At 40.7% G+C, this 13,559-nt stretch carries 15 protein-coding genes; 5 read left to right on the forward strand and 10 right to left on the reverse strand.

The genetic code is table 11. The features are described from left to right. Window positions 1-20: 20 nt before the first annotated feature. From PING_RS13985 to coxB, 9 genes are all read right to left on the reverse strand, one after another. On the reverse strand, window positions 21-1,385 hold the full coding sequence (locus tag PING_RS13985) for an MATE family efflux transporter (protein ID WP_011770974.1): 1,365 nt from the start codon (window positions 1,383-1,385) through the stop codon (window positions 21-23). Window positions 1,386-1,483: 98 nt separating this feature from the next. Beyond that, window positions 1,484-2,419, reverse strand: coding sequence for a heme o synthase (gene cyoE / locus PING_RS13990; protein WP_011770975.1), 936 nt, complete (start codon window positions 2,417-2,419; stop codon window positions 1,484-1,486). A gap of 11 nt (window positions 2,420-2,430) precedes the next feature. Then, entirely contained in the window at window positions 2,431-3,558 is a 1,128-nt protein-coding gene (locus PING_RS13995; RefSeq protein ID WP_011770976.1) for a COX15/CtaA family protein, read from the reverse strand. A gap of 97 nt (window positions 3,559-3,655) precedes the next feature. Beyond that, the gene (locus PING_RS14000) at window positions 3,656-4,156 is read right to left on the reverse strand and encodes a hypothetical protein (RefSeq protein WP_011770977.1); all 501 of its coding nucleotides are present in this window, start codon (window positions 4,154-4,156) and stop codon (window positions 3,656-3,658) included. 20 nt (window positions 4,157-4,176) lie between these two features. After that, window positions 4,177-4,926 (reverse strand): SURF1 family protein, encoded by a 750-nt coding sequence (locus tag PING_RS14005; protein WP_011770978.1) that lies wholly within the window; start codon window positions 4,924-4,926, stop codon window positions 4,177-4,179. Then, window positions 4,927-5,814, reverse strand: coding sequence for a cytochrome c oxidase subunit 3 (locus PING_RS14010; RefSeq protein WP_011770979.1), 888 nt, complete (start codon window positions 5,812-5,814; stop codon window positions 4,927-4,929). 17 nt (window positions 5,815-5,831) lie between these two features. Continuing rightward, window positions 5,832-6,350 carry a cytochrome c oxidase assembly protein gene (locus tag PING_RS14015; protein ID WP_011770980.1) on the reverse strand — a complete coding sequence of 173 codons (519 nt, stop codon included), beginning with the start codon at window positions 6,348-6,350 and terminating at the stop codon, window positions 5,832-5,834. 10 nt (window positions 6,351-6,360) lie between these two features. Continuing rightward, window positions 6,361-7,965 carry a cytochrome c oxidase subunit I gene (gene ctaD, locus PING_RS14020; protein ID WP_011770981.1) on the reverse strand — a complete coding sequence of 535 codons (1,605 nt, stop codon included), beginning with the start codon at window positions 7,963-7,965 and terminating at the stop codon, window positions 6,361-6,363. Beyond that, the gene (coxB, locus tag PING_RS14025) at window positions 7,965-9,536 is read right to left on the reverse strand and encodes a cytochrome c oxidase subunit II (protein WP_011770982.1); all 1,572 of its coding nucleotides are present in this window, start codon (window positions 9,534-9,536) and stop codon (window positions 7,965-7,967) included. The genes ctaD and coxB overlap by 1 nt, the downstream gene beginning before the upstream one ends. Window positions 9,537-10,037: 501 nt before the next feature. Between coxB and PING_RS14030 the strand changes: the two genes are divergently transcribed. The 5 genes from PING_RS14030 (at window position 10,038) to PING_RS14050 (ending at window position 13,308) form a co-directional block, all read left to right on the forward strand. Beyond that, complete coding sequence (locus PING_RS14030) at window positions 10,038-10,397, forward strand: DUF2750 domain-containing protein (protein ID WP_041766519.1); 360 nt, start codon at window positions 10,038-10,040, stop codon at window positions 10,395-10,397. Window positions 10,398-10,642: 245 nt separating this feature from the next. After that, window positions 10,643-11,170, forward strand: a complete 528-nt coding sequence (locus tag PING_RS14035; protein WP_011770984.1) for an RNA methyltransferase — start codon at window positions 10,643-10,645, stop codon at window positions 11,168-11,170. A 123-nt stretch (window positions 11,171-11,293) separates the two neighbouring features. Beyond that, complete coding sequence (locus tag PING_RS14040) at window positions 11,294-11,953, forward strand: DsbA family oxidoreductase (RefSeq protein ID WP_011770985.1); 660 nt, start codon at window positions 11,294-11,296, stop codon at window positions 11,951-11,953. Between the two features lie 157 nt (window positions 11,954-12,110). Further along, window positions 12,111-12,413, forward strand: coding sequence for a DUF496 family protein (locus PING_RS14045; protein ID WP_011770986.1), 303 nt, complete (start codon window positions 12,111-12,113; stop codon window positions 12,411-12,413). 94 nt (window positions 12,414-12,507) lie between these two features. Further along, window positions 12,508-13,308: a 4'-phosphopantetheinyl transferase family protein gene (locus tag PING_RS14050; protein WP_011770987.1), complete on the forward strand. Its 801-nt coding sequence runs from the start codon at window positions 12,508-12,510 to the stop codon at window positions 13,306-13,308. On the opposite strand, the gene PING_RS21635 is transcribed toward PING_RS14050, so the two are convergent. Next, the gene (locus PING_RS21635) at window positions 13,291-13,416 is read right to left on the reverse strand and encodes a hypothetical protein (RefSeq protein ID WP_269571515.1); all 126 of its coding nucleotides are present in this window, start codon (window positions 13,414-13,416) and stop codon (window positions 13,291-13,293) included. The two genes, PING_RS14050 and PING_RS21635, sit on opposite strands and share 18 nt — an antisense overlap. Window positions 13,417-13,559 lie beyond the last annotated feature (143 nt).

Consider the following 13,559-nt stretch of genomic DNA (forward strand, 5'->3'; position numbering starts at 1 on the left):
GTATCACGGGTATATAGCGATTAGGTTTTAAAGTCGAGGCTAGACTCCAAAACAGGTTCTATTTTCGGAACAGCGGGTTTGATCTTTTTAATAGCATTATAATAAAGGCTCCAGGCCATTAAACCGGCCAGAGTATTGCCGAGCATGGCACCAATAATAACCCCTTCTAACAACCACAACTGGCTGGCTATCCAGACTAAAGGCAAGTAGCAAAGGAACAGACGTAAGGCTGAAATAAGTAATGCGCGCATCGGCATTTCCAATGAATTACAGACAGAAACCATTAACATGCAGATGCCCAATGAACCTAAACTAATGGGAACCAGAAGCAAATACTGATAAATAACGCTTTGAACTTGACTGTCTGCGCTGAAAAATGCAGCCAAAGGCGCGGCAAAAACAAACAGAATAGCGGCTAATACCGCCTGCAAAAGAAGACTGAAGAGAACCACTATTTTGACTAAGCTAATAATTGTTGTGCAATCTTTGGCGCCATATAATCGCCCAACCATAGGTGGCAGTGACATGGTTAACGCCAGCACAACAACTAAAGTAAAAAACTCAATGCGCGATGCCATTGCCCATCCGGCAACCGCAGCAACCCCAAAAACGGCCACTATTTTAGTCACAAAAACCGATGCAAGCGGCGGTAATAATTGCCCCATCATAGCGGGCGTCATTATTGCGTTAACCTCTTTAATTGACGTCCAGACAGGCAGAGAAGCCCAATCAAAGGAGATCCAGTTGTTGCTCACTAATTTGGGGAGAATAATAAACAGGCCAATACTGAATGAACAGATACTTGCGATCGCTGCCCCCTGCAAACCTAAATCAAAATAAAAGATAAAAATAGGATCCAGGGCAATATTAATAATACTGGTTGCCATCATTAATATACCTGGGAAAAAATTGTTACCATGAGAGCGGCAAATACTATAAGTAAAATACAGCATGGCACCTAACCATGCACTGCATAACCAGACAGGCCAGTATTCATTTATATAGGGATTCACTTCCGCCGAGGCACCCAACAGGGTTAATATTTGCTGGCGCATAAACCACATAAGAAGTGCGATGACAAAGACCCCAACGGCGCCCATTATAAGGACTAATCCGCCAATCTGTCTGGCTCTATTTTCTTTTTTTTGGCCTAACATTCTTGAAATAACCGCCGTTGTCGCAATACCTAATCCCACCTGCAGGCCAATAAACAGCATCTGTAATGGCATGGTAAAACCCTGTACAGCTAATGGCAAAACACCAAGTTGACTTATAAAAGCACTGTCTGCGAGTTGAAAACTCATTAAAGACAAAATACCAAAAACCATTGGCCAAGTTTGCTTAAAAATATCTCTTCCGAGGGCGATTATTTCCGTTCTGTTCATATTGACCTTCAAGCTGCTTAAAATAATAATGACAAGCCGGAGATAATAGCATTATCAAGCAGGGATCGGGGAAAAAACGCGCAAAGGTCGGTTTATTATTACATCAGAAATTTATCTGCAAATAAGGCTATGAATAACAGAGTTAAATGGAGAATCGAATATTTAAAAAGATTCAACGCACCATAGGATGTTTCCGATAATTTTAATGCGACGGCTTTATAGATAAAAATAATATTGATCAGCATGGCGACGAATAAATACAAATAACCCGACATATGGATTAAGAAAGGTAAAAAACACACCACGGTCAATAATAAGCTATATAACAATATACAGGTTTTGGTGAAATCAGTGCCGTGCGTGACCGGCAACATGGGTATTTTAGCTTTTGCATAATCGGCTTTACGGTGAATCGCCAGCGCCCAAAAATGGGGAGGCGTCCAGGTGAATATGATCATCACTAAGATCCACGGCTGTGCGGCTAATTGTCCGGTTTCAGAAATCCAACCCAGAAGAGGAGGCATCGCACCCGCTAATCCGCCGATCACAATATTTTGTGGTGTCGCTCGTTTTAAAAACATCGTGTAGACAAATGCATAACCCACCAGCGCAAACAGCGTCATTTGCGCCGTTAACCAATTTGCGGCAAAGACCAGCAAGCTAAAACCTAATGTCCCTATTACAGCTGAAAAGATCAAGGCTTGCCTGCGAGACACGGCTTTTCTCACTAACGGTCGGTTTTTTGTGCGCACCATTTTTGCGTCAATTTTGCTGTCTACGATATGATTAATCACAGCGGCACTGCTCGATAATAAACCGATTCCGAACAAACTTAACAGCTGCACGAAATAACCTCGCCCCATATCGGGCGCCAGCGCTAATCCAACCAATGCGGTTAAGACCAGTAACGCCACCACTTTGATTTTGCACAACTCTAAGTAGTCATTTATTGTAGGCAAGCGACTCTCAGTTAAGGAGTCCTCATTTAATGAGGCGCTGACCGTTGCTGTATTGTGAGTGATACTATTCGCCATTATTTTTCTCCTTAAAAAGTATTAAAACCGGCAATCGACTTATGCGGCAATGCTAATAATTTCACGTAATAGGTTAATCTTATTAAACTCAGCAGTAACATTGCCGCCATTAAATTATGAGCCAATGCGATGCTTATCGGAAAAGCCCAATAAACTAAAAAAACACCCAATGAAACCTGGCAGATAACCATCAAGATCACAAGCAGCGCACTGTTTTTCACTTTATTAGATTGGCTTAACCAATAAACTTTTATTGCCACAACCAAAATAGTAATGGCAGTGATAATTGCCCAGAATCGGTGTGCTAAATGGATAGACATGCGCGCCTGCGGCGATAACACCCCATATTCATAGTTATTGGACGTCGCAGGTAACTGGAAAATGTCTAAAATTGAAAAATTTTGCTGCCAGTCACCTGCGTTCCATCCGCCACTGCATAATGGCAAACCAGCACAATAGGGCGCAGCATAATTAGCCGCCAACCACCCTCCCAAAGCGATTTGTATCAGCAGGACAAACAATGCACTTAGACACCATAGATAAGCGTGCTGAACAGCGAAATCATTAGTGTCTGAGGGGTTACTGATAAGGCGCAGGTAGAATAGAGTTGATAAACTCAAGATGGCAAAACCACCGAGCAGATGCCCCATTACAATCAGAGGCTGGAGCTGCATAGTCACGGTTAACATGCCTAGGAAGGCCTGAAATAGCACCAATAAAACCAGCAGTGCAGGTAATTTAAACGGCATTAAAACATTCGGCGAGTGCTTTTTTTTATTGATTGATGATTGATGTCTTAAGACTTTTAGATTGTTAAACAGTGGCCATAATAAAATAGCCAAAAGCATTAAACCGAGCGTTCCGGCAAAGTATCGGTGAATCATCTCTTTCCAGGCTTTTGCGGATTCAAAGACTAAATCCATAGTGCCCGGTTGACTGTGTTTTGCTGTAGCGCTTGCATCTAACTCTGCCGGTACAGTTAAAGAGCCATAACACCCGGGCCAATCCGGGCAACCTAAACCGGCATCGCTTAAGCGCGTATAAGCGCCTAAACCGACCACTAAAACAGATAATAGACAACTCAATAGGACTAATGTTTTATAGCGATTATTGATGATATTTACACCTGTTTTTTGCATTTTCATCTAACCTTATCAATTGTTAAAAGGGGCTGCAGGCTTCGAGCTTCGAGCCTTCGAGCTTCGAGTTACGAGCCTTTGAACTTCGAGCTTTGGGCTAAGCGCTGCGGGCATAATTTAGTAATTTTTTAAGATCTTTGATTAAACCTTTACCGGTTAATTGATTACTGTGCAGATCAGAGACAAGAGGGTAATAAAACACAATAAGCCCCATATGATCGATTAAATATAAAACATCAGGTTTAAGATTATCATTGGTCACTGCGTAATTTTTAAACCCCTCAGCAGCCGGACTTTTTTCACCTAATAGCACCAGGTCGACTTTACTTTGGTTTTTTCCTAATGCGACATATAAATTTTTTAGTTCATCCCGATGCCCTAAACAGATTTCAGTACAGTTTTGTCCGGCAACTAAACCAATAGACCAAGGTTTAGGATCAATACTAGCCCACTCGCTTAACTTAACTTCAGGGGTTAAAAATTTGCCATTATTAACCGTGTTGCCTGGGAACCAGTCCAATTTTAAGGCCAGCAGCGCCAATGCTAAGGGCAGAATAAAACTGATCACAAATAAAGACATTAATTTTTTATTATTCATTAATTTTCCAAATATTAGAATTAATTGCTTGGCTCTTTTTTTTCAGTATCCGAAAACTTGTCTTGCTGGTACTGATTGCGCATTGCAAAAACAAACACCACCACGGCAGATAAAGCGATCAGTAACCATTGCAAAGCATAAGCCAGGTGTTTTTCGGGCGGCATAATAACGGGCTGATAGTGAGGTTGCGCAAAACTGTCCTTATCAACTGCATAAGCCATAAAATCGACAAGTTGCGTCTGACTTTGCTGTGCTTGTTGGGGTATATCAATAAATTGAATTAGTTTCGGCCATCCCCTGCCGGCAAGCTCTGCCCCGGGCAAATAAAACCCGGCTAAATCACCCTGTTTTAACTGCGCAGTGATACTTATTTGTTGTTCGGGTAATTGAACCTGAGGTAGTTTGTTACGACTGAGTCCTTGCGCTACCCAGCCAAAGTTAACTAATAAACCTGACGTACTGCCCGTTGGATAAAAGGTGGCAAGAACGTCGTATCCCGGGCGCCCATTTAGGGTGCGATTATCCAATAACCAGTATTGTCTACTTTCCACCCTACCCTGCAATTGCAGGCGTAATCCAGTTTTATCCAGCGTTTCAGATAATAGAGTTAAACCGGACCAACTCAATAACCCTTTTTGCTGCATCCTATCAATGTTATCTAATCTCTGTTGTTTCTGATCTGCCCTCTGCCATTGCCAATTGGCTAATCCGATGCATACCACCACTACAATTACTACGATCGAAGATGAAATAACCGGCAGTTTCAACACTTAAAGCACATAGACAAAAAAGAATAAACACAGCCATACGATATCGACAAAATGCCAATACCAGACAGCGGCCTCAAAAGCAAAATGATTCGTTTTACTAAAATGCCCCTTAAATATTCGCAGCGTAACAATCAACAATAATATCGTCCCTAAGGTCACGTGCATGCCATGAAAACCGGTCAACATATAAAAGATATTCCCGTAAATACCGGATGTAAGGGTTAACCCTAACTCATGGTATGCATGGATATATTCTGTCACTTGAAAGTATAAAAAACTTCCCCCCAGTAATACGCTAATGATCATTAACGCTTTTAATTGCGTACGTTTTCCTGCGAGTAAAGCGTGATGCGCAAAATGCACAGTGACAGAAGAGGTTAATAGGATAAAAGTATTTAACAAGGGCAGGCCAAACCAACCCATTGCCTGAGTCGTCTCCCCTGAAGGGGTTTTTGTTAATGGCCAGATAGATTGAAATTCCGGCCATAACAGCTCATTAGTCATCGCATTGTTACCCTCACCACCTAACCAGGGAACAGAAAACATACGCGCATAAAATAACACCCCGAAAAAAACCAGAAAAAACATCACTTCAGAAAAAATAAACCACCACATCGACTGGCGAAATGAAAGATCCATCTGCACAGAGTAAAGCCCAGACATAGATTCATGAATGACATTTTTAATCCAGCCAAAAAGCATAAAGAACAGCACAGCAAATCCGAGCATCAATAGATAGGATCCCGATGCCCCCTGTTTTCCGATTTGCATCACGGTTAAACCTGCACCCGATGCAATACAAAACAGGGCAACAGCGCCGACTATTGGCCAGTGGCTTTGCGTTGGTACATAGTACTTATCATAACTAGTCGCAGCTGCAGATTTCATCTATTAACCCCTTAAACTTATTTAGCAGTAACGATGTCATACACGGTGTAAGACAAGGTTAATTCTTTTATATCCGGTGTTATTTCGGTATCTATATAAAACAGCAGGGTAAGAGAGACTTTCTCACCCGGTTGCAATATTTGTTGGGTAAAGCAAAAACATTCAACTTTATGCATATATTGCGCCGCAAGGCCGGGGCTAACCGATGGCACGGCCTGCATTGTCCGACTTTCATTACTGAGGTTATGAGCGCTGAATATAACTTGATTCATTTCACCAGGTTTAACTGTTACAAGCGCTTGATCAACGGTCACTTTAAAGGGAGCCCCCTGTGCAACATCGGTTAAAAAACCGACATCAACTTGTCGGTTAAGATCAACCTCATCACTCACTTTTGCCCGCTCTAATGAGGGTTTACCGTTAAGGCCGGTGATATCACAAAAAACGTCATATAGCGGGACTAACGCAAAGGCAAAAGCGAACATGCCTACGCTTGCTAAAACCAATTTCTTAAATAACTTAGTATGTTTACTCATTGACTAAGCATTATTTAATCACGGGTGGAGTGACAAAGGTATGATGCGGCGCGGGAGAAGGCACATCCCATTCTAAACCTTCTGCGGCTTGCCAGACGTTTGCCGGTACTTTTTCTCCCCCTCTAACACATTTTAAAACCACCCAGACAAATAATAATTGGGATAAACCAAAGGCAAAACCACCGATACTGATAATGGCGTTGAAATCAGCAAACTGCAGCGCATAATCAGGAATACGACGGGGCATCCCCGCTAATCCAACAAAATGCATCGGGAAAAAAAGGATATTTACGCTGATTAATGATAACCAAAAATGTGTTTTTGCAAGCCTGATATCAAACATGTGGCCGGACCATTTCGGCAGCCAGTAATAAACGCCTGCCATAATTGAAAAGACGGCACCGGTCACTAAGACATAATGAAAATGTGCCACTACAAAGTAGGTATCATGGTACTGGAAATCGGCTGGGGTAATGGCTAACATCAGGCCGGAAAATCCGCCTATGGTAAACAAAACAATAAAGGCAATCGCAAATAACATCGGCACTTCAAAGGAGATCGCACCTCGCCACATAGTAGCCACCCAGTTAAAGATTTTCACCCCGGTGGGCACCGAGATAAGCATAGTGCTATACATAAAAAATAATTCGGCAGCTAACGGCATACCGGTAGTAAACATATGATGCATCCAGACCACAAAAGATAATATTGCGATTGAACCCGTGGCATAGACCATCGAATGGTAACCAAAGAGCTTTTTACGTGAGAAGGTCGGTACTATGGTAGAAATAATACCGAATGCGGGCAAGATCATAATATAAACTTCAGGGTGACCAAAGAACCAGAATATATGCTGGAACATCACCGGATCCCCACCGCCCATGGCATTAAAGAAGTCAGTGCCAAAGTATTTATCGGTTAATACCATAGTCACGGCACCGGCCAATACGGGCATCACCGCAATTAATAAAAAAGCAGTAATAAGCCATGTCCAAACGAACATTGGCGTCTTCATCCAGGTCATACCGGGGGCGCGTAAATTCACAATTGTGACAATAACGTTAATCGCCCCCATTATTGAACTAATCCCCATTATATGTACGGCAAAAACAAACATGGCCGTATTGTCATTGCTATAAGTTGTTGATAATGGAGCATAAAAAGTCCATCCAAAGGCTGGACCACCGCCTTCCATAAATAACGACCCTAACAACATGGCAAAAGCAAAGGGCAAAATCCAAAAGCTCCAGTTATTCATGCGCGGTAACGCCATATCAGGCGCACCGATCATCAACGGAATCATCCAATTGGCCAGACCGACAAAAGCTGGCATAACTGCACCAAAGACCATAATCAAACCATGAACCGTGACCATTTGGTTATAAAAATGGGGCTCCATAAGCTGCAGACCGGGTTGAAATAATTCAGCCCTAATCAGCATCGCCATGGCACCACCAATTAAGAACATAAGTAATGAAAAACCTAAATAGAGCGTACCAATATCTTTATGGTTGGTACTAAAGAACCAGCGTTTAAAGCCTGTCGGCGCGTGATGTTCATTATGCTCGGTAGTTTGAGGATAAGAGTCTTGAGTGTTATCGGCTGCACCTGTCATTACCGTTCTCCCTTAATTGCCTGCTCAATATCGTTGGGTTGCACCAGGTCACCCGTATCATTACCCCAGGCATTACGCTCATAGGTGATAATAGCCGCTAACTGTTCAGCGCTTAGTTGTTCTGCGAAAGGTTGCATTGCGGTGCCTGCTTTTCCTTTTAATACAATATTTAGGTGTTCAGAGACAGCCCCTTTGACCAGTGGGCTACCTTTTAATGCCGGAAAGGCACCTGGAATACCCAGACCAGTTGGTTGATGGCAAGCAGCACAGAAAGTCAAATAATCCTGTTCACCGGAGGTCATAAGCTGCTCTTTTGTTAACTTGGACAAGGGTAGCTCCTGCATGGTTTTATCTGCTGCAACCGGAACAGCTTCATCAATAGCCTCCTTGGCTTCAACGTTTTTTATTGCTGCCTGCGCTGCATCGCTTTCCTGTGGATTCATGGCATTACTAATTTGAATCGGCTGCACCAAATCTCCCGTATTATTGTCCCAGGCATTACGTTCATAGGTGATAACAGCGGCTAATTCTTTAAGTGATAACTGCTTTGAAAAAGACTGCATCGCCGTGCCTGACTTGCCATTTAAGACAATATTAATATGCGCATTTAAATCACCCGTTGCTATCGCACTGCCTTTTAATGCGGGGAAAACCCCCGGCAATCCGGTCCCCGTTGGCTGATGGCAAACAGAACAATGCCCCACATAGACTTGTTCACCCTGGGTCATAAGATCCGTTTTAGAGAAGCTGGTAGACTGTGACGCCAGGGCTTCCTGCGCTTCTTTTTGTTTCGCTATTTTTGCCTGGGCCAACCAGTTATCAAAATCATTTTCTGCCATCGCATCAACAACGATCGGCATAAAACCGTGGTTTTTGCCGCATAACTCGGCACATTGACCACGATAGATACCAACCTCGTTAACACGTGCCCAAGCTTCATTAATAAAGCCAGGAACCGCATCTTGTTTTATTGCAAAATCGGGGACCCACCAGGAGTGAATAACATCGTCGGAGGTTATTACAAAACGTACTTTTTTATTGATTGGGACAACCAAAGGGTTATCAACTTCAAGGAGATAGGTGGATGTTTTTTCTTCCTGATTGTTTATTTGTGCCTGCGGGGTAGAAGTAACCGAATAAAAATCTATATCGAGGATTTCATTATTATAACTAAGGTATTGATAATGCCACTTCCATTGTGAGCCTGTTACCTTAATAGTAATATCTGCTTTACTGTTATCCTCCATCGCAATCAGGGTCTTGGTGGCAGGGACTGCCATGGCTATCAGGATAACAAATGGAATAGCTGTCCATAACACTTCAATTTTAGTACTTTCATGGAATTGGGCGGGTTTAAAACCTTTGGATTTACGATGATGAAAAATAGACCAGAACATAATACCAAAGACGACGACGGCAATCGCACAACAGATAAGAAAAATAGTCATATGCAATTGATAGACATCTTCACTGATATCAGTAACACCCCCCCGCATATTAAAAGCGCTGTTTGCAAAACTTAATTGAGGAATAAGCAAAGTGGATAAAAAAGCAACTCGTGTAACAATCATGCAACATTTCCTTTTAGGCGGAACGTAATGATAAATGATAGTAATCTCTGGTACACATTTAGATAAAAAGTACTATAAAAACAGCTAAATATTCAGCCGATCTTATATTCTGAACAATCGGCATCAGCTCCAGTCATTGCTCTTTTATCTGTTATCACATTCAAATAACCGCTTAATTTAGTTAGAGTTATTGTTCTTATATTTTAATTTTAATTTTTTATTTATAAATAGCCTTACAATGAATATATGACATTTACCATGATTGCAAGCTTTAGTTAACATAGTCCATAAAAAGATCCTCATACTTAGATCCTTGTACTTTTTTTTATATCAAAACTTGTTTTTTGTTTTAAAAAAAACGTTATAACACATGGAGTTTTTACATTTATTTAACAACTTGTTTTTAATTAATACGTCACAGTAAATGTACTGTCCCATGCTTTTAATTCACTCATATAATAGTATACTGTTGCCTTTAAATAAATTTATATGAGAAAAATCATGGCTGACAATAATCAAGCGTTAATGGCATTTATTGCTAACGTTAAACCAACTCAAATATTATGGGCACTGCAGGATAAAGAAAGTGAGGATTGGGTTGTCGTTGACTCCCTTTATTATGAACAGACAGAAGTAATGCCGTTATGGTCAAGTGCTGAACTGGCTTTACCGCATTGTACTGAAGAATGGCAAGATTATGTGCCGGCAGCCATTTCAGTAGCTGATTGGCTGGAGTTTTGGGTTGAAGATCTGCTTGCGGATAACATCGTTGTTGGTGTTAACTGGCTTGGCCAGGACAATGATTTAGAAATAGATTTATCGGAATTTACCGAGGCATTAGCCGGTATTGAAACATTATAAATCCCAGTTTAAATATCGAATGAATAATCATTTTATAAAATAATAATATAATAGTATGCTCGAAGCGCTTCAAAAAGCGGCATTGTACAGGTTGGTCAATCGTCCCTTGCCAATAAGACGTTTTTAATAAAATCTTACCCTGCAGCCCCTTAATGAAGAATAGTCCTGCTGCTTGGGCTAAGCACTTTTTAAAGTGCTATTGGATTATGCTTTGGATGCCAGTTATTATTTGTACGAGAAATTAGATGGCAAAAAATAAAGTTTTAATTGCTTTAATTAACCCTAAAAGCCCGACAAATGTGGGTGCTGTGATGCGCGCGGCCGGATGTTATGCGGTTGATGGCGTTCTATATACCGGCAATCGTTATGCTCTCACAATGAAACTTAAGACAGATACCAAAAATATCAGCGCGACGATCCCTTTAAGGAACGAACCAGATTTACTTAATAATTTATCTGAAAATTATTCGAATAATGATATTAAAGTGGTTTGTGTTGACCTGATTGAGGGAGCAACGCCCCTGCCTAATTTTATACATCCTGAAAAAGCATTATATATTTTTGGCCCTGAAGACGGCACCATTAAACAGTCGGTAGTAAACCAGGCTGATGCGGTTGTTTATATCCCTACTATTGGCTGTCTGAATCTCGCAGCGACGGTTAATGTTGTACTTTATGATCGCCTGGCAAAATCGACAAAACATATTACCGATAATGAATTAATTAAAAAAAGCAGAGACAATAATAATAGAGTGAAAGTGAAATCTATTTGATAAAAATATTGAAATTCTGGACCAGCATTTTTATATAAGCAAACAGCCCGAAGACTGTTGTAAAACAACAATCTAATTAGTGCTAAAATATAGTCATCAACCTATTAGAACAAAGAGAATTATATGCCTGAACTTCCAACTGTTCGCATTGACATCGTCTCGGACATAATGTGCCCCTGGTGTATTATCGGTTATAAAAAACTTGAGCATGCCATGTCGAAAATGAGAGAGGCTGCTGAATTTGAAATAATATGGCAACCCTTTGAATTAAATCCCGACATGCCCTTTGAAGGTGAACACTTAGGAGAGCATTTACGGGACAAATATGGCTCAACTAAAGAGCAGAGTATTAAAAGTCGCCAGCAGATTATTGAAACAGGAAAAGCACTAGGCTTTGAATTTCGTTTTAACGACAATTCACGCATTTTTAATTCCTTTCTTGCTCATCAATTATTACACTGGGCTAAATCATATAATAAACAAACTGCTTTAAAATTGGCATTATTCGATCTTTACTTCACTCAACAGCAAAATCCAAGTGAGCTATTATTACTGCTTGATGTTGCAGAAAAAGTTGGCTTGGATCGTAATGCAGCTAAAGAGATATTAGAGACTCAGCGTTACGCACAAGCGGTCAGAGACGATCAGTTTTTTTGGGCTGAAAATGATGTGCGAGCAGTACCTGCGTTTATTTTTAATAAACAGTATTTACTTTCTGGCGCGCAAGAACCACAAACATTACAAGATGTTATTGAAACGATTATTAAAGAACAGACTCAATAATACCCTCTGCCAGTTACCCATATTAAAAAAAAGGCTATGGTGAATCTCTTGCAGCATGTTATTAAAAATAACTATCCCGTTTTTAACCACAATCGGTATAATGATCTGAGCTGACTTAACAATTTCAATTTTTAATATTTAAAGAAAAGGTAAAATAATGGATAATTTGCTTGAATTGGTAAGAAATACTCGCCGTAAGAACAAACTCAAACGTGAAATCCTTGATAATGAGAAAAAAGTTCGCGATAACACTAAACGTGTAGATCTGCTTTCTAATTTATTAGAATATATTAAACCTAATATGTCACCTGAAGATATAAAATGCATTATTGAAAATATGCGCGACGATTATGAAGATCGTGTTGATGAGCACATTATTAAAGGTGCAGAGCTTTCAAAAGAACGTCGTGAAATGAATAAAAAAATCAGTTCATTTAAACTTAAAGAAATAGCTAAATAATTATTTGAGTTAAATGAATAAAAAGGGATAGCTGAGCTATCCCTTTTTATTGTTTTGTTGATAGTTGTCTTTTTTCTGAATTATCGGGTGAATCGTGTTTGTCCACCATACTGCTTCAAAATTAACACTCAATAATAATGATCTGCATGTCTGGTTAATTGAGCCCGCTAAAGTAAGCGACAGCAAACTGCTTAATGCCTTAAAAAGCTTACTCAGCCAGACTGAAATTGAAAAAACACAGCGTTACCGTCTGGCAAAAGCCAAACACACCGCCCTCATCACAAGAGCCTTTGCCCGAACCGTTTTATCGCAATATGCTGACGTACCCGCTCAAAAATGGTTATTTAATATTGGTGCTCATGGAAAACCCGAGATAGACAGCCCCCCTCTTCCGCTCTCTTTTAACCTTAGCCACAATGATGATTTGATCATTTGTGCGGTCTGTCTGGACAAAAATATTGGCTGCGATATCGAAAGTTTATCCCGAAAAATCAGTATTAAAGCAATTGCACAACGTTACTTTTCGGCAATAGAATTTGACGCATTAATGGCACTTCCCCCCGCACAACAAAGGCGGCGTTTTTTTGAGTATTGGACACTAAAAGAAGCATTTGTAAAAGCCACTGGAATGGGCATCAGTCAAGGCCTGGAATCATTTAACTTTACAATAGGCAAGGCAAAAAAAGATCAATTTAACGATAATATCCAGCTCAACTTCTCTCTATCCTGCTCCGAGCAGGATAGCCAGGATTGGGTCAGCTATTTAGTTTATCCTGATCAACAGCACTGTATTGCTTTATGTGTAAAGGCAAATAATATTAATAAGCCACTGCCTAATAAAGCGGTTTTAAACGTCCAACTTTTTGACGGGCTAGATTTACTCAGCTGCTATTAACCAGATTATATTCTCTCCCTCCTGCATTGAGCAGCTCGTAGGGTGCGCACCTATTGCCGCTGCTTGCGGTATAAAATGCACACTACCGATAATATATACCCATTCCATTAATTAACTTCCCATGCTCGTAGACCGCACACCGATTTCCTGCTTGCGGTGCATAAATGCACCCTACCGATAATATATACCCATTACATTAATTAACTTTCCATGCTCGTAGGCCACACACCAATTGCCTGCTTGCGGTGCAT

This window comes from Psychromonas ingrahamii 37 (genome assembly GCF_000015285.1).
Taxonomy (GTDB): domain Bacteria; phylum Pseudomonadota; class Gammaproteobacteria; order Enterobacterales; family Psychromonadaceae; genus Psychromonas; species Psychromonas ingrahamii.

Excerpts from the sequence above, each read along its gene's own strand:
- PING_RS13985 (WP_011770974.1), bottom strand. The coding sequence starts at position 1,385 with ATGAACAGAACGGAAATAATCGCCCTCGGAAGAGATATTTTTAAGCAA.
- cyoE (WP_011770975.1), bottom strand. The coding sequence starts at position 2,419 with ATGGCGAATAGTATCACTCACAATACAGCAACGGTCAGCGCCTCATTA.
- PING_RS13995 (WP_011770976.1), bottom strand. The coding sequence starts at position 3,558 with ATGCAAAAAACAGGTGTAAATATCATCAATAATCGCTATAAAACATTA.
- PING_RS14000 (WP_011770977.1), bottom strand. The coding sequence starts at position 4,156 with ATGAATAATAAAAAATTAATGTCTTTATTTGTGATCAGTTTTATTCTG.
- PING_RS14010 (WP_011770979.1), bottom strand. The coding sequence starts at position 5,814 with ATGAAATCTGCAGCTGCGACTAGTTATGATAAGTACTATGTACCAACG.
- PING_RS14015 (WP_011770980.1), bottom strand. The coding sequence starts at position 6,350 with ATGAGTAAACATACTAAGTTATTTAAGAAATTGGTTTTAGCAAGCGTA.
- ctaD (WP_011770981.1), bottom strand. The coding sequence starts at position 7,965 with ATGACAGGTGCAGCCGATAACACTCAAGACTCTTATCCTCAAACTACC.
- coxB (WP_011770982.1), bottom strand. The coding sequence starts at position 9,536 with ATGATTGTTACACGAGTTGCTTTTTTATCCACTTTGCTTATTCCTCAA.
- PING_RS14030 (WP_041766519.1), top strand. The coding sequence starts at position 10,038 with ATGGCTGACAATAATCAAGCGTTAATGGCATTTATTGCTAACGTTAAA.
- PING_RS14035 (WP_011770984.1), top strand. The coding sequence starts at position 10,643 with ATGGCAAAAAATAAAGTTTTAATTGCTTTAATTAACCCTAAAAGCCCG.
- PING_RS14040 (WP_011770985.1), top strand. The coding sequence starts at position 11,294 with ATGCCTGAACTTCCAACTGTTCGCATTGACATCGTCTCGGACATAATG.
- PING_RS14045 (WP_011770986.1), top strand. The coding sequence starts at position 12,111 with ATGGATAATTTGCTTGAATTGGTAAGAAATACTCGCCGTAAGAACAAA.
- PING_RS21635 (WP_269571515.1), bottom strand. The coding sequence starts at position 13,416 with ATGGAATGGGTATATATTATCGGTAGTGTGCATTTTATACCGCAAGCA.